The sequence below is a fragment of the Pseudonocardia wallangbongensis genome (assembly GCF_054486945.1).
The window spans coordinates 64205-79039 of record NZ_JBRERS010000011.1 but is presented as its reverse complement, the minus strand read 5'-3'; the positions used below and the strand labels follow the sequence as shown (position 1 = coordinate 79039).

At 73.4% G+C, this 14835-nt stretch carries 15 protein-coding genes; 8 read left to right on the top strand and 7 right to left on the bottom strand.

All coding sequences use genetic code 11. The annotated features are described in order from the left end of the window. Positions 1-39 precede the first annotated feature (39 nt). The 3 genes from ACU436_RS32080 (at position 40) to ACU436_RS32070 (ending at position 2611) form a co-directional block, all read left to right on the top strand. The gene (locus ACU436_RS32080) at positions 40-501 is read left to right on the top strand and encodes a MarR family winged helix-turn-helix transcriptional regulator (RefSeq protein WP_459030770.1); all 462 of its coding nucleotides are present in this window, start codon (positions 40-42) and stop codon (positions 499-501) included. A 78-nt stretch (positions 502-579) separates the two neighbouring features. Beyond that, a complete protein-coding gene (locus ACU436_RS32075) occupies positions 580-1692 on the top strand; it encodes an NAD(P)/FAD-dependent oxidoreductase (RefSeq protein ID WP_459030769.1) in 1113 nt (370 codons plus the stop codon). Continuing rightward, entirely contained in the window at positions 1685-2611 is a 927-nt protein-coding gene (locus ACU436_RS32070) for an LLM class flavin-dependent oxidoreductase (RefSeq protein WP_459030768.1), read from the top strand. Before ACU436_RS32075 ends, ACU436_RS32070 begins: the two co-directional genes overlap by 8 nt. Here ACU436_RS32070 and ACU436_RS32065 read toward each other — a convergent pair. Further along, positions 2586-2993, bottom strand: coding sequence for a DUF2000 family protein (locus ACU436_RS32065; protein ID WP_459030767.1), 408 nt, complete (start codon positions 2991-2993; stop codon positions 2586-2588). The two genes, ACU436_RS32070 and ACU436_RS32065, sit on opposite strands and share 26 nt — an antisense overlap. A 49-nt stretch (positions 2994-3042) precedes the next feature. On the opposite strand from ACU436_RS32065, the gene ACU436_RS32060 reads away from it, so the two are divergent. Next, positions 3043-3849, top strand: a complete 807-nt coding sequence (locus tag ACU436_RS32060; protein ID WP_459030766.1) for an AraC family transcriptional regulator — start codon at positions 3043-3045, stop codon at positions 3847-3849. Positions 3850-3895: 46 nt separating this feature from the next. On the opposite strand, the gene ACU436_RS32055 is transcribed toward ACU436_RS32060, so the two are convergent. The 4 genes from ACU436_RS32055 to ACU436_RS32040 form a co-directional block, all read right to left on the bottom strand. After that, positions 3896-4942 (bottom strand): LacI family DNA-binding transcriptional regulator, encoded by a 1047-nt coding sequence (locus tag ACU436_RS32055; RefSeq protein ID WP_459030765.1) that lies wholly within the window; start codon positions 4940-4942, stop codon positions 3896-3898. A gap of 351 nt (positions 4943-5293) precedes the next feature. Continuing rightward, on the bottom strand, positions 5294-6199 hold the full coding sequence (locus ACU436_RS32050; protein ID WP_459030764.1) for a DUF6807 domain-containing protein: 906 nt from the start codon (positions 6197-6199) through the stop codon (positions 5294-5296). Next, positions 6196-7290, bottom strand: a complete 1095-nt coding sequence (locus tag ACU436_RS32045) for a Gfo/Idh/MocA family protein (protein WP_459030763.1) — start codon at positions 7288-7290, stop codon at positions 6196-6198. The genes ACU436_RS32050 and ACU436_RS32045 overlap by 4 nt, the downstream gene beginning before the upstream one ends. Before the next feature lie 117 nt (positions 7291-7407). Continuing rightward, the gene (locus ACU436_RS32040) at positions 7408-7998 is read right to left on the bottom strand and encodes a TIGR03086 family metal-binding protein (protein ID WP_459030762.1); all 591 of its coding nucleotides are present in this window, start codon (positions 7996-7998) and stop codon (positions 7408-7410) included. A 62-nt stretch (positions 7999-8060) separates the two neighbouring features. On the opposite strand from ACU436_RS32040, the gene ACU436_RS32035 reads away from it, so the two are divergent. Then, positions 8061-9020 (top strand): helix-turn-helix transcriptional regulator, encoded by a 960-nt coding sequence (locus tag ACU436_RS32035; RefSeq protein WP_459030761.1) that lies wholly within the window; start codon positions 8061-8063, stop codon positions 9018-9020. 163 nt (positions 9021-9183) lie between these two features. Here ACU436_RS32035 and groL read toward each other — a convergent pair whose 3' ends face one another. Further along, a complete protein-coding gene (gene groL / locus ACU436_RS32030; protein ID WP_459030760.1) occupies positions 9184-10815 on the bottom strand; it encodes a chaperonin GroEL in 1632 nt (543 codons plus the stop codon). A gap of 237 nt (positions 10816-11052) precedes the next feature. Continuing rightward, the gene (locus ACU436_RS32025; protein ID WP_459030759.1) at positions 11053-11259 is read right to left on the bottom strand and encodes a cold-shock protein; all 207 of its coding nucleotides are present in this window, start codon (positions 11257-11259) and stop codon (positions 11053-11055) included. 109 nt (positions 11260-11368) lie between these two features. Here ACU436_RS32025 and moeA point away from each other — a divergent pair, with 109 nt between their 5' ends. The 3 genes from moeA (at position 11369) to ACU436_RS32010 (ending at position 14788) form a co-directional block, all read left to right on the top strand. After that, positions 11369-12592, top strand: a complete 1224-nt coding sequence (gene moeA / locus ACU436_RS32020; protein WP_459030900.1) for a molybdopterin molybdotransferase MoeA — start codon at positions 11369-11371, stop codon at positions 12590-12592. Positions 12593-13058: 466 nt separating this feature from the next. After that, complete coding sequence (locus ACU436_RS32015; protein WP_459030758.1) at positions 13059-13790, top strand: phosphatidylserine decarboxylase; 732 nt, start codon at positions 13059-13061, stop codon at positions 13788-13790. Beyond that, on the top strand, positions 13790-14788 hold the full coding sequence (locus tag ACU436_RS32010; RefSeq protein ID WP_459030757.1) for a CDP-alcohol phosphatidyltransferase family protein: 999 nt from the start codon (positions 13790-13792) through the stop codon (positions 14786-14788). Before ACU436_RS32015 ends, ACU436_RS32010 begins: the two co-directional genes overlap by 1 nt. Positions 14789-14835: the final 47 nt, after the last annotated feature.

Below are 14835 nucleotides of genomic sequence, written 5' to 3'. Positions count from 1 at the left end.
GGGGCAGTTCGTCCCACGAACTGTCGGTAAAATGGCCTCGTGGTCGTACCGGGTGATGAGATCGGCGTCGTGAGCGCGCTCGTGCGGTCCGCGTTCCTGGTGAATGCCGTGTACGCCGAGTCGGCCCGGGAGTACGGGATCACGCCGCAGCAGGGGCAGCTGCTGTGCGTGCTGATGGGCAGGCCGTACGGCATGGGCGAGCTGGGCGCCACGCTCCGGCTGGCCAAGTCGAGCCTCACCGGCCTCATCGACCGCAGCGAGCGCAACGGCCTGGTCCGGCGCGAGCCGGATCCGCAGGACATGCGGGCGGTGCGGGTCGCGCTCACGGCCGAAGGGGCCCGGCTCGCCGAGGAGTTCTACGTCGAGACCTGCCGGCGGGTCGCGGGGCTCCCGGGAGAGCTGAGCGCCGAGGAGCGCGGCGCGCTCGCCGCGCTGCTCGGCCGCATCGTCCTGGACAACGAGGCCCCGATGGTCTTCCTGGAGCCACCCGAATCGCGTTAGTGGCCCGCATCACGCTGAAGTTCGTGCCACGAACTAATACAGTTCGTGGCACGAACTTCAACCGATGGAGTGTGGAACATGAGTCGCACCGTCGTCGTCATCGGCGGGGGGTACGGGGGCTCGGCGGTCGCCAAGGCGCTGGACGCCGAGGCCGACGTGGTACTCGTCGACCCGCGGGACGCGTTCGTCCACTCGGCCGGGTCGCTGCGCGCGCTCGCGCAGCCGGACTGGGCGGGCAACATCTTCTTCCCCTACGACACGCTGCTGACCAGGGGCACGGTGGTCCGCGACCGCGCGGTCTCGGCCGACCCCGGCGGCGTCACCCTGGCCTCGGGCCGGCGGGTGGAGGCCGACCACCTGGTCCTCGCCACCGGCTCCAGCTACTCGTACCCGGGCAAGCCCGCCGCCGACGCGCGCAGCGAGGCGCTCGACGACATCCGCCGGACCCACGTGGAGCTGGCCGGCGCCGAGCACGTGCTGATCACCGGCGCCGGGCCGGTCGGCCTCGAGCTGGCCGGGGAGATCAAGGATGCCTGGCCGCACAAGCCGGTGACCGTGCTCGACCCCCGGGACCGGCTGCTGCCCGGGTTCCGCGCGGACGTGCGCGAGGACCTGCACCGCCAGCTCGACGATCTGGGCATCCGGCTGCGGCTGGGCAGCCGGCTCACCGCGCCGCCGCCGACCGAGCCCGGCCGGGTCGGGACGTTCACCGTCCGCACCGCCGACGGCGCGGACATCACCGCCGACATCTGGTTCCGCGCCCACGGCGTGCGCGTCAACAGCGACTACCTCGCGGACGGCCGGCTGACGGCCCGCACGCCGCGCGGGCAGGTCCGCGTCACCGAGACCCTCGCCGTCGACGGGTACGACCACGTCTACGCGATCGGCGACCTCACCGACGTCGCCGAGGCCAAGATGGCGCTCTACGCGACGCAGCACGCCGAGGTCGTCGCCCGGAACATCGGGGCGCAGCTGCGTGGCGAACGGCCCACCGCCACCTACCTGCCCTCTCCCGACCCGGTGATCCTGCTCCCGCTCGGGCCGCGCGGCGGGGTCGGCCAGTTCCCCTCGCCGGACGGGCCGGTCGCGGCGCCGGCGGCGACGGTCTCCGAGTACAAGGGCGCCGACCTGGGCATCGGCAGGTACGCCGAGCTGTTCGGCACCGCGGGGAAGGAGAAGGTCGATGCATGAGCACGACGCCGTCTTCGGGTTCGGCGCCCACAGCGGCATCGCCGACGGGCCGGAGCTGCTGCGGATGGCCGAGCAGGCCGACCGGGACGGCCTCGACCTCTTCTCGCTGTCCGACCACCCCTACATCGGCGAGCGCCTGGACGCGTACGCCGCCGTCGGGTTCGTCCTCGGGCGCACGCAGCGGATCTCGGGCTTCGCCAACGTCACCAACCTGCCGACCCGGCCCGCTCCGATGCTGGCGCGGACGGTCACGTCCCTGTCGGCGCTCTCCGGCGGCCGGGTCGTGCTCGGCATGGGCGCCGGCGGGCTGTGGGACCGGATCACCGACATGGGCGTGCCGCGGGTCTCGCCCGACGAGGCCGTGCGCGCCTTCGAGGAGGCGATCGTCCTGGTGAAGGAGCTGTCGGGCGGCGGCCCTCCGGTCACCTTCGAGGGAAGCCACCACCGGGTGCGCCGGATCGAGCCGGCCCCCGTGGCCGCGCCGCCGGTGTGGACCGGATCGGTCGGGCGCAAGTCGCTCGCCGCCACCGGACGCGTCGCCGACGGCTGGCTCCCCGGCCACGCGGCCGACTGGCTGAGCGAGCGCTACCGCACGTCGCGGCCGATCATCGACGACGCGGCCGCGGCCGCGGGCCGCGACCCGCGGGAGATCCGCACGATCTTCAACTTCCCCGGCCGCATCACCGACCGCCCGCTGGCCGCCACCCGCGACCGCGACGGCCGCTGGGTCGGCGGCTCGCCGCGGCAGTGGGTCGACGAGCTGGCCGGCGCCGTGCTGGAGCACGGCGCGGCGGGCTTCATGCTGTTCTCGCCGAGCGGCGGCACGCCGGACACCGGCTCGCTCGCCCGCTGGGGGCGGGAGATCGTCCCGGCCGTACGCGAGGCGGTCGCGTTCAGGGGTGCAGCGTCGCGCCCTTGAGCACCTTGTCCACGGCGTTGCGGGGCCCGTGCACGGCGAGCCCGACCAGCTTGAGGTCGTCGCGGGCCACCGCCCGGACGACCTCCCGGTTCGCCTCGTCGTGACCGGTCGTGAACATCTCCTCGGTGTAGACGGCCGCCGGCAGCCCGCGGCGCACGGCCCGCTCGTGGGCCGCTGCCATCAGGTCCGAGTCGCCGATGAAGACGAGGACGGGCTGGCGGAACATCGGCGTGTAGAGCGTGCCGTCCGCATCGGTGTACGGCTCGCCGAGCAGCTCGGTGTTCGCCGCGATCCCGCTGGCCAGGAACGCGGTGACGTTCAACCGCTGCCAGACCTGCAGGTCGTCGCGCAGCAGCACAGCGATCTTGGTGTCGAAACGCACCCGGCGAGCATGCCCGCGCGGGACGCCCCCGGTCTTGTACGTTCTTCACGTGCCTGCCGTGCGGGCGTGGGCGCCGCGGGTGCCCGGGATCGCCGAGGTCTTCCACGCGTGGTTCACCGACCACGCGTACCCCGAGCACACCCACGACACCTGGACGTTGCTCGTCGTCGACGAGGGCGCGATCCGCTACGACCTCGACCGGCACGAGCACGGCGCGCTGCGCCCCGGCGTCACGCTGCTACCACCGCACGTCTCCCACACCGGGCGATCCGCCACCCCGCACGGGTTCCGCAAGCGGGTGCTCTACCTCGACGCCGACGTGCTCGACACCGCGCTCATCGGCCCGTCGGTCGACGCACCCGCCCTCGCGGACCCCCTGCTGCGCACGCGCGTCCACCAGCTGCACCGCGTCCTCGAGACCTTCGACGCCGGCCTGGAGGCCGAGAGCAGGCTCGCCCTGATCGGCGACCGGATCCGCCGGCACCTGCGCGGGCCCGCACCGCCGCCCGCGCCCGACCGGCTGGCCGCCGACCTGCGCGACCTGCTCGACGCCCGCCTGGTGGACGGGCTGGCCCTGCGCGAGGCCGCCGCACTGCTGCACAGCCATCCCGCCCACCTGGTGCGCTCCTTCACCCGGGCGTACGGGCTGCCGCCGCACCGCTACCTCACCGGCCGGCGGGTGGAGGCGGCGCGCAGGCGCCTGCTCACCGGCGAGCCACCCGCGCAGGTGGCCGCGGGCGTCGGGTTCCACGACCAGGCGCACCTGCACCGCCACTTCACCCGCCTGGTGGGGACGACACCGGGTCGCTACGCCGAGGGAGCGTTGTGGAGCCATAACGCGATCTGCAGGCCGTGAGAACAGCAGTACGGATCCATAGTGCTGATGGCGCAGCTTTCGACGTCTACGCGAGCGGCGGGGTGCTCTCCCGCAGCACGACCTCCCCGCGCACCCGGCGGACGCGCGGATGCTCGGCCGGCTCCTGCACGACCATCGCCAACGCGCCCGCTCCGAGCTCCTCCAGCGGCAGCCGCACCGTGGTGAGGGCGGGCGTGACGTCGCGCAGGGTGGCGATGTCGTCGAACCCGGCCACGGCCATCCCGGACGGCAGCGCCACCCCGCGGTCGCGCAGCGCCGCCATGGCACCCACGGCCATCACGTCGTTGACGGCGAACACGCAGGTGGCGCCGGTGCCGCGGTCGAGCAGCTCGTCCATCGCGGCGTAGCCGCCGTCGCGGGTGAAACCGCCGTACACGACGTCGCCGGGGTCGATCCGCACACCGGCGCGAGCGGCACCCTCGCGGAACCCGGCGCTGCGGTCGCGGGCGGTGAGGAGCTCGGACCGGCCGGCGAGCACCGCGAAGCGCCGGTGGCCCAGCCCGCAGAGCGCCTCGGCCAGTGCCCGGGCGCCACCCCGGTTCTCCACGACCACCGTGTCGGCGGGGATCTTGCGCTGGCTGACGAACGCCACCCGGCCGCCGACCTGCTCGAACGCCCGCACCTCGGCACCCAGCCGGTCGATCAGGCCGCGGTCCTGCACCCGGCTCCCGACGACGATCACCGCCCGGGCACGCTGGCCGCGCAGCGCCGCGAGGTACTCGAGCTCACGCTCCTCGCGCCCGAACGTGCAGGCCATCGTGACCACGAGCTGCTCGTCCTCGGCGGCCCGGATGGCACCGGCCGCGATCGAGGAGAAGTAGGGATCGGCCACGTCGCTGAGCACGAGCCCCACGATGTTGGTGCGGCCCCGCGCCATGGCCTGCGCCTGGGCGTTGGCCGAGTAGTGCAGCGACTCCGCGGCGGCGAGCACGCGCTCGTGCAGGTCGGGACGCACCCGGCGGGTGCTGCCGTTGAGGGCTCTCGATGCCGTCGCGAGGGACACGCCCGCGGCCTTGGCCACGTCGAGCAGGGTGACGGACCCACCGGGAGGCCGCTCGCCGCGCTCGCTCATCTCGGACCTCCCTCCCAGGGCACCCGGGTGGGCCCGGTTCGCGTCGAGCGAGCCTACCCCGCCGCAGTCCTGCAGGAATGCGCATTCCCCCGCATGGTCCTGCCCTTCCGCTACGGGCCGAGGGCGAGCCTCGCCGGATCGTACGGCGACAGGCGCCCGCACATGCCGAGGATGTCCGGCGCGGGCCGCTCCATCCGGGCCACCGTGGCATCGCGGAGGTAGCCGTGATCGCCCGCCGCGAGCGCGTCAGGTGCATGTGCGGGGATCCGCCGCACAGCCCGTCGGCGGCCTCCCAGTCGTAGACCCGCAGCGCCGTGATGCCGACGGCGCCCGGGAGCTCGGGCACGCCGGTCACGGCGCGTGCTCCGCGGCGAACGCCTCGATCTCCTCCCGCGTCCAGATCCGGTCGGCGACGACCACCCGGTGCTCCAGCGCGAGCGAGTCGCCGTCGTCGAGCGTGATCTCCTCGTGGAACGCGGGCGACGGGTTGATCGCCGGGAACGGGTCGTTGCGCACGAACCAGGTGTTCTCGCCCCGGCTGGTGGAGCCGGCGAACGCCAGCACCGTGGCGCCGCCGTCGACCTCGTCGTTCCTGCCGGTGTAGGCCAGCCACGGCGACGCGGAGGTGCCCATCGTCTCCGGGCCGCCACCGCCGTCGGCCGTGATGATCTCGCCGCCGGTGAAGCCGCGCGGGCCGCGCCAGAAGAACCCGGTGTAGCCGGCGTTGTCCCGGCCGTGCGTGGTGGGGCTGCCCAGTTCGAGGGCCTCGCCGCGGATGTTGGTCAGTTCCGTGGCGAAGTCGAGCATCCAGGTGCCGCGGCCGGGGTCGACGCCGTGGAAGCGCAGCCTGCGGTGCTCGGACACCCACTCCTCCCCGGTGGAGGCCACCCAGGTGAGCCGCTCCGCGAGCGTGAGCTCGTCCCCGGTGAGGTCGACGACGTCGAACGCGTTGTGCCGCATCGCGCCGACGTTGTCCTTCGGCGTGTAGCCCTGCCCGTGGACGTAGGTGTTGCCACCCCAGAAGTTCTGCCCCGACACGTGCGACCACGTCATCTGCAGGCCCTTGTGCCAGCGGTGGTCGTGCGGCCGGTAGGCGGAGACGAGCGCGCCGGACAGCGTCCGCATCGGGTGCAGGTAGGGCTTCGACGACTCGAAGGCGGGGATGTCCTCGCCGTAGACGTAGGCGGCGATCTCGACGGAGCCGACGGCGATGCCGATGCGCAGGCCGTGCTCGTGGGTGACGGTCAGGGCGTTCATCGGGCCGCCTCCGCGGTCTCGGGTGCACCCGCGAGCCGGTCGTAGAACGGGTTGCCGGGTGCCAGCTCGGAGCGCAGCAGCGGGCGGCCGGTGATCGCCGACTGGTACAGCCCCGTGATCAGCTCCATGGCGCGGCGCCCGTCCGCGCCGCTCGCCGGTGGGCGCTCGCGCCGGTCCATGGCGTCGAGGTAATGGGTGAGCTGGGCGGTGTGCGAGCTGTCGACGTCGTCGGTGGGCAGCCAGCCCGAGTCGACCACGCCCTTGCGGGGCGTCCACCGCCAGTCGGAGTTGCCGTAGCCGTAGAGGTGCGAGACCTCGACGGTGGCGTCGGTGAAGTCGAAGCGCAGGTAGCTCTCCTCGCGCGGGGACAGCACGCTGTTGACGACGGAGACGAGCGCCCCCGACTCGAACTGCACGGCCGCGAGCGACACGTCCTCGGTCTCGACGCGCCGGTCGAGGGTGCCCATCATGGCGCGGACCTCCCGCCAGTCGCCGAGCAGCGACAGCATCAGGTCCATCTGGTGGATGCCGTGGCCCATCGTCGGCCCGCCGCCCTCGGTGGCCCACTTCCCGCGCCACGGCACCTCGAAGTAGGCGTGGTCGCGGTACCAGAGCGTGTGGCAGACACCGACGAGCGGCCGACCGAGCGTGCCGTCGGCGATCTGGCGCCGCAGCGTCCGCGCGGCCGAACCGAAGCGGTGCTGGAACACGTACCCGGCGTACGGGCCGCCGTCCCGCTCCAGCGCCGCGAGCTCGTCGTACTCGGCGAGCGAGAGCACCGGCGGCTTCTCGCACCACACCCAGGCCCCCGCCTCCAGGCACGCCCGCACCCCGGCGCGGTGCGCGATCGGGGGCGTGCAGACGACCACCAGGTCCGGCCGGTCGGCGGCGAGCATCGCGTCGAGGTCGGTGTGGTGGTGGGCGACGCCGTGCTCGGCGGCGAACGCCGCGGCCCGATCGCCGTCGACGTCGACGACCGCCACCACCTCGACCCGGTCGCCCTGGGCGCGGATGGCGGGCACGTGGCGGTGCCCGGCGATGCCGCCCGCGCCGACGATCGCGACGCGGTGGGGGTTCGTACCGTCGGGCATGGGACTCCTCTGGTGCGGTGTCGGCCGTCCGCGTCCCGGTCCACCTCCGCACACGGGCGCTGGCATGCGCTTTCCGACCTTCATCGCCGCCGTGCACGGAGTCAAGGGAGACGGTGGTCACGGGCAGGAGCGGCCGCACCAGTTGGCGAGGCGCTCCGTCGGTCCGGCCCCGGCCCTCGGCGGGACGGGCGCCGCGAACGGCACGTGCCCGCCGCGGGGATCCGCGGGCAGGAACCGCTCCATCACCGCGAGGACGGGGGCGGCGAGGGCGGGGTCGGCCTCGGCGTCCTGCCCGGTGGCGACGGCGAGGTCCCAGCCGTGCACGAGCGTCTCCGACGTGTACGCCATCAGCGCGGCGCGCCCGGGCACCTCACCGAACGGCGCGCGGACGGGCCGGTCGAGCCGGTCGGTGCCGTCGCGCCAGACCGCCCACACCGCGTCGATCGCCTCCGCGTAGGCGCTCCCCCAGTCGTCGCCCGGAACCTGGGGCACGCTCCACGGCACGGTGGTGGCGTCGACACCCTTCCCGACGGCGGCGGCGCGGTGCACGGTGGCGACGAGGTGGGCGAGCAGCGCCCGCACGTCCAGCTCGGAGCAGGGGGTGGGCAGGGTGAGCTGATCGGGTCGGACGCCGCGCACCAGGCCGAGCGCCCAGGTGAGAGCGCCGTCGTAGCGGGGGCGGGGGTCGGTGGTCTCGGTGGTCGTCATGCCGGTAACCCTGCCGTCGATTCACGACATCAGCTGTCGTGTATCTCTGGCATTCTCGGCATGTGCGCGCCGATCGCCTGCTGTCGCTGGTCCTGCTGCTGCAGCACCGTGGGCGGATGTCGGCCACGGAGCTGGCCCGCGAGCTCGAGGTCTCCACGCGCACGGTGCTGCGCGACGTGGAGGCGCTGTCCACCGCGGGCGTGCCGGTGTACGCCGAGCGCGGCCGGCACGGCGGCTTCGCGCTCCTGCCCGGCTACAGCACGGACCTCACGGGGCTCACCTCCGAGGAGGCGCTCGCCCTGGTCGTCGCCGGGTCCCGGGCCAAGGCATCGGCCCCCGGGATGGCCCCGGCGCTCGCGTCCGCGATGCGCAAGGTCGTGGCGGCACTGCCGGAGCGGCAGCGCGACAGCGCCACGGAAGCGGCGGGCCGCATCCTGGTGCGCCCCGAAGGCATGGTCCAGCAGCGGGCGGACGCCCAGGACGAGTGCGCGCTGCTCGGCGTCGTGCGGCAGGCCGTCTTCGCCGGGCGCAGGCTGCGCATCCGGTACGCGGCGGGCGACACGGAGCCGAGGTGGCGCACGGTCGACCCGATCGGGCTCGTGAGCGCTCGGGGCCAGTGGTACCTGCTCGCCACCCGCGAGGGAGCCGACCGCACCTACCGCGTCTCGCGGATGCAGGAGGTCGAGGAGCTGCCGGAGCAGGCCGACCGGCCTGCGGGCGTCGACCTGGAACGGGTGTGGGAGGAGCGGCGCGCCCGCTTCTCGGCGGGCTTCCCGGAATTCGCCGCCGTCGTCCGGGTGCGGGAGGCGGTGCGCGCGAGGTTGGTCGCCCGTGCACGGCGGGTGCACTCCGAACGCCCGGACGAGCCCGGATGGCTGCTCGTCGAGATCGACTTCGGCGGCTTCGACCACGCGCTGGCCATGACCTGGGCACTGGGCCCCGACGCGGAGGTGGTGAGCCCGCAGCCGCTGCGCGTGGCGCTGGCCGAGCGCGCGGCCGCCACCGCCGCCCGGTACGGCTGACCGAGCCCGGGAGCCCTCCCGGGTCGCCTCCCCACCGTCCTCGCCGTCTCCACCGGGCGGCGGCCGTCCTCGAGGGGTGGCGGTCGCGGTCGGAACGCCGCAGGGGCGGCACCCGGTGCGGGTGCCGCCCCTGCGGGACGTGCGGTACTGCGAGTGGCTGGACTCAGAAGTCCATGCCGCCCATGCCGCCGGTCGGGTCACCGCCGGCCGGGGCCGGGTTCTTCTCCGGCTTGTCGGCGATGACGGCCTCGGTGGTCAGGAACAGCGCCGCGATCGACGCCGCGTTCTGCAGCGCCGAGCGGGTGACCTTGGCCGGGTCGATGATCCCGGCCTTGATCAGGTCCTTGTACTCACCCGTCGCAGCGTCCAGGCCCTCGCCGGCGTTGAGGCCGCGGACCTTCTCCGCCACCACACCGCCCTCGAGACCCGCGTTGATCGCGATCTGCTTGAGCGGGGCCTCCAGCGCCACCTTCACGATGTTCGCGCCGGTGGCCTCGTCACCGTCCAGCCCGAGGCCCTCGAACAGCCCGGCACCGGCCTGGATCAGCGCGACGCCACCACCGGCGACGATGCCCTCCTCGACCGCGGCCTTGGCGTTGCGCACCGCGTCCTCGATGCGGTGCTTGCGCTCCTTGAGCTCCACCTCGGTGGCCGCACCCGCCTTGATGACCGCAACCCCGCCGGCCAGCTTGGCCAGGCGCTCCTGCAGCTTCTCCCGGTCGTAGTCGGAGTCGGTGCGGTCGATCTCCGAACGGATCTGGTTGACCCGCCCCGCGATCTGGTCCGCATCGCCGGCACCGTCGACGATCGTGGTCTCGTCCTTGGTGACCACGACCTTGCGGGCGCGCCCGAGCAGGGCCAGGTCGGCGTTCTCCAGCTTGAGGCCGACCTTCTCCGAGATGACCTCACCACCGGTGAGGATGGCCATGTCGGCCAGCATCGCCTCACGACGGTCACCGAAGCCCGGGGCCTTGACGGCGATGGACTTGAAGGTGCCGCGGATCTTGTTGACGACCAGGGTGGCCAGGGCCTCGCCCTCGACGTCCTCGGCGATGATCGCCAGCGGCTTGCCACCCTGCATGACCTTCTCCAGCAGCGGGAGCAGGTCCTTGACCGTCGAGATCTTGGAGGAGACGAGGAGGACGTACGGGTCCTCGAGCTCGGCCTCCATGCGCTCGGCGTCGGTGACGAAGTAGGGCGAGATGTAGCCCTTGTCGAAGCGCATGCCCTCGGTCAGCTCGAGCTCCAGACCGAAGGTCTGGGACTCCTCGACCGTGATCACGCCTTCCTTGCCGACCTTGTCCATCGCCTCGGCGATCAGATCACCGATCGTCGAGTCCGCAGCCGAGATCGACGCCGTGGCCGCGATCTGCTCCTTGGTCTCGACCTCCTTGGCGCTCTTGAGCAGCGCCTCCGAGACCGCCTCGGTGGCCTTCTCGATACCCCGCTTCAACCCCATCGGGTTCGCACCGGCCGCGACATTGCGCAGCCCCTCACGAACCAGCGCCTGCGCGAGCACGGTGGCGGTCGTGGTGCCGTCACCCGCGATGTCGTCGGTCTTCTTCGCGACCTCCTTGACCAGCTCCGCCCCGATCTTCTCCCACGGGTCCTCGAGCTCGATCTCCTTGGCGATCGACACACCATCATTCGTGATGGTGGGAGCGCCCCACTTCTTCTCCAACACGACGTTGCGGCCACGCGGGCCGAGCGTCACCTTGACGGCGTCGGCGAGGGTGTTCATGCCACGCTCGAGCCCGCGGCGCGCCTCCTCGTCGAACGCGATCTGCTTCGCCATGGGGGTGTAGTCCTCCGATTGGGATGACCCTGAAGTCTCGTGTCGAACGCGGCGCCCGCGACGGACGACCGACAACCCTGCGCCGATCTCACCGGCCCGACTATTGGCACTCTACCGTGCCGAGTGCCAGCCCCGGTTCTAGCACTCACCGCATGCGAGTGCAAGGCGACCGGCGGTGCACGAACGAGTCGGGGGGACCGGCCGGCCGCCGGCCCCCCCGCGCTGCTGGAGCGTCGCCTACCCGAGGCGACGAACGGCGTCGGCCTGGCTACGGCCGTCGCGGCCCGCCGTCGTCTCGAACTCGACGCGGTCGCCCTCGTCCAGGGTGCGGAAACCCTCGGACTGGATCGCGCTGTAGTGGACGAAGACGTCCGGCCCGCCATCGGTGGCGATGAAGCCGAAGCCCTTCTCCGCGTTGAACCACTTGACCGTGCCCTGGGCCACGGCACCTCCATGTTGCAATGTTGCGCTTGCGCATCGTGCTGATCTGACCTCGCCGACGCTACCCCAGATCCACCCTCTCGTCCGGGACGAAGCAGCGCCGTCCGGCAGGATTGCCCCCGTGACGAGCTCCCCGAGAAACGTCGACGAGCACCGTGCGGTCGTGGCCGCGCTACTGGGCCCGATGCCCGCCGAGGACGTCCCGGTCATGCAGGCACGAGGGCGCGTGCTCGCGGCCGACGTCATCGCCGGGGTCGCGCTCCCCTCCTTCGACAACTCCGCGATGGACGGCTACGCCGTGCGGGCCGCCGATGTGGCGGACGCCCCCGTCGAGCTGCCCGTCGAGGCGGACATCCCGGCGGGCCGCACCGACGTCCCCCCGCTGCTGCCCGGCTCGGCACACCGGATCATGACCGGGGCGGCGGTGCCGGCCGGCGCCGATGCCGTGGTGCCCGTGGAGCGGACCGACGGCGGCCTCGGCCGTGTACGACTCTCGACGGCACCCGCCCCGGGCGAGCACATCCGGCGCGCCGGCGAGGACGTGCGCGTCGGCGACGTCGTGCTCCGCGCCGGCACCGTGCTGTCGGCACCGCAGATCGGTGTGGCGTCCGCGGTCGGCTCCGCCACCCTCCCCGTCCGGCGCAAGCCCCGCGTGCTCGTCCTCTCCACCGGGTCGGAGCTGGTGGCGCCCGGCACGCCGCTGCACCCCGGCCAGATCTACGAGTCGAACGGCCCGATGCTCGCCGCCGCCGTCGAGGACGCCGGTGGCAGTGCGGAGCTGCTGCGCTTCGTCCCCGACGACGTCGAACAGTTCCTCGGGCGGCTGCGCGAGCGGATCGCCGGGGGCGCCGTGGACCTGCTCGTCACCTCGGGCGGCGTGAGCGCCGGTGCGTACGAGGTGGTGAAGGACGCCTTCACCGGCCGCGGCGTCGAGTTCGTCAAGGTCGCGATGCAGCCCGGTGGCCCCCAGGGCGCCGGTCGCGTCGCCGAGCTGGGTGACATCGGCGTCGTGACGCTGCCCGGAAACCCGGTGAGCTCGCACGTGTCGTTCGAGGTCTTCGTCCGGCCCGCGCTGCGCGCCGCGCTCGGGCATCCGCAACCCGACCGTCCGGTCGTGACCGCCACGCTCGGTGAGCGCTGGAGCTCCCCACCGGGACGCCGCCAGTTCCGCCGCGGCGTCCTCGACGCGGTCTCCGGCACCGTCCGGGAGCTCGGCGGACCGGCGTCGCACCTGCTCGGCGCGCTCGCTCAGGCCGACTGCTTCGTCGTCGTTCCGGAGGACGTCACCGAGCTGCCGGAGGGAGCGCGCGTCGAGACGTGGTTGCTCGATGGGTGACCGGTCCAGTAGATTGTGGTCGAGATCACAATCAAAGCAGGCAACGATCAGAGATCTCGGAGCGTCTTACTGGTGAGCGTTCGGCCGATCGGTGCACATCACGGGGTTCCTCACCCTGTGACCTGGACGATCGAACGGGGGCTCGGGGATACTTTCGGAGTGGAGCGGGTAACCGGGCCACATCGCACTGGACCTACCGCCCGTCGCTGGGGAGCGGACGAGCGGTTCCACGGCCGGGGTCGTCGTCTCGGGGGATGGCGGCCCCGGCCCTTTGCGTATGCGCGGGTCGTTCCGACGTCATCACTGTGTGCACCCACCCCGGGCCTCCTCCGTCGGCCCTTCCGTCCCCCGGCCAAACGTGGCACTACGTGACCACAACAGCGGGCAGCCGCCCTCCTTGGCGTACCGTAACCGCCGCCACTGCGGCCCGACCGGGTCGCCACGCCGGAGGAGCCGATCCGCTTCCATGCACGACCCGCCGCCACCAGCGACCGACCGGCCGGCCCCGGGCCTGTCCCTGCCGCACGTCGCCGGGCTGATCCGGGCCGCCGTCCCGCCGATGCACCCCGGGGGCCGCCCGCTCGTCGCGGCCGTCGCCGGCGCGGCCGCCGTCGTCCGGGTCGCCACCGGTCGCGGCGGCGTCGCCGGGGTACTCGCCACGGCCGCCACGGCGTTGTTCTTCCGCAACCCCCGCCGGGTGCGTCCCCCGCTCACCGGCGTCGCGCTCGCTGCGGCCGACGGCACGGTGGCCACCGTCTCCGACGTCGTACCGCCCGCCGAGCTGGACCTCCCGCGCGAACCGGCCCCCCGCATCAGCGTGTTCCTGTCCGTGCTCGACGTGCACGTGCAACGGGTGCCGGTCGACGGCCGCGTCCTCGACGTCGCCTACCGCCCGGGCACCTTCCTCTCCGCCGACCTCGACAAGGCCAGCGAGGACAACGAGCGCAACGCCGTGCTGTTCGAGACGGCCGACGGCACCCGGCTCGGCGTCGTCCAGATCGCCGGGCTGCTGGCCCGCCGCATCGTCTGCGACATCGCACCCGGCGACGAGGTCGCCGCGGGCGAGACGTTCGGGCTCATCCGCTTCGGCTCGCGCGTCGACGTCTACCTACCGCCCGGGTCGCGCGTCACGGTCGCGCCGGGGCAGCGCACGATCGGCGGCGAGACGGTGCTGGCCGAACTCCCCAGGAGCACCTGATGACCGCCCCCAACTATCGCGCCGGAGTGCGGCTGCTGCCGAACGCCGTCACCGTCCTCGCGCTGTGCTCCGGCCTCTCGGCGGTGTACTTCGCGATCGGCGGGCGGTTCGAGCTGTGCGTCGCGGCCGTCGGGGCGGCGGCGCTGTGCGACGCACTGGACGGCAGGCTCGCCCGCCTCCTCGACGCCACCACGCGGATCGGGGCCGAGCTCGACTCGCTCGCCGACCTCGTCTCCTTCGGCGTCGCCCCCGCGCTCGTCCTCTACATCTGGGCGCTGGAGGGCAGCCGGTACGGCTGGATCGTCGCGCTCGTCTTCGCCGTCTGCATGATGCTGCGGCTCGCCCGCTTCAACACCCTCCTCGACGAGGTCGACGAGTTCCCGTTCGCCGGGGAGTTCTTCGTCGGTGTGCCCGCCCCCGCGGCCGCGATGTCGGCCGGTATCCCGCTCTACGCCACGCTGCACTTCGGGCCCGGCTGGTGGTCGGCACCACCGCTGGTCGCCGGGTGGGCGCTGGTCGTGGCGGCACTCATGGTGAGCCGGCTGCCCTCGCTGTCGTTCAAGAGCGTGCGCGTGTCGCCGAACTACATCGCGCCGCTGCTCGTGCTCGTCGCCATCGCCGCGGCCGTGCTCATCACGGTGCCGTTCCTCGGGCTGGGCATCGTCGCGCTCGTCTACCTCGGCTCGGTCCCCTACACGGTGCACCGGCACCGCTGGCTCACCCAGCACCCGGAGGCCTGGGGCGTGCCGGTCCGGGAGCGGCGGGCGATCGCGAGGGCGGCGCGCTCGGCCCAGCGGCTCGGGCTCCGGTCGCCACTGCGCCACCGCGTTGCCGGGCGGGCCAGCGCGGTCGCCCGCGCCGTCCGCCGGTTCGGGGACGACCCGGCGGGCGTCATGCAGCGGGCCGCCCGCCCCGGCAACGGCCGGGCGCCCGGACCCGCGGCCCAGTCCGCGCGCAACCGCCTCCGCCTGGGCCTCCGCCGCGCCCGCCGCCGCTGACCCCGCGTTCCGAAGCCGGTCACACACCAACTTTGGTGCCGACACAC

What these genes read in the sequence shown, in the direction of transcription:
- ACU436_RS32075 (WP_459030769.1), top strand. Translation starts at nt 580, where the DNA reads ATGAGTCGCACCGTCGTCGTCATCGGCGGGGGGTACGGGGGCTCGGCG.
- ACU436_RS32055 (WP_459030765.1), bottom strand. Translation starts at nt 4,942, where the DNA reads ATGAGCGAGCGCGGCGAGCGGCCTCCCGGTGGGTCCGTCACCCTGCTC.
- ACU436_RS32050 (WP_459030764.1), bottom strand. Translation starts at nt 6,199, where the DNA reads ATGAACGCCCTGACCGTCACCCACGAGCACGGCCTGCGCATCGGCATC.
- ACU436_RS32070 (WP_459030768.1), top strand. Translation starts at nt 1,685, where the DNA reads ATGCATGAGCACGACGCCGTCTTCGGGTTCGGCGCCCACAGCGGCATC.
- ACU436_RS32045 (WP_459030763.1), bottom strand. Translation starts at nt 7,290, where the DNA reads ATGCCCGACGGTACGAACCCCCACCGCGTCGCGATCGTCGGCGCGGGC.
- ACU436_RS32010 (WP_459030757.1), top strand. Translation starts at nt 13,790, where the DNA reads ATGACCGCCCCCAACTATCGCGCCGGAGTGCGGCTGCTGCCGAACGCC.
- ACU436_RS32015 (WP_459030758.1), top strand. Translation starts at nt 13,059, where the DNA reads ATGCACGACCCGCCGCCACCAGCGACCGACCGGCCGGCCCCGGGCCTG.
- ACU436_RS32040 (WP_459030762.1), bottom strand. Translation starts at nt 7,998, where the DNA reads ATGACGACCACCGAGACCACCGACCCCCGCCCCCGCTACGACGGCGCT.
- groL (WP_459030760.1), bottom strand. Translation starts at nt 10,815, where the DNA reads ATGGCGAAGCAGATCGCGTTCGACGAGGAGGCGCGCCGCGGGCTCGAG.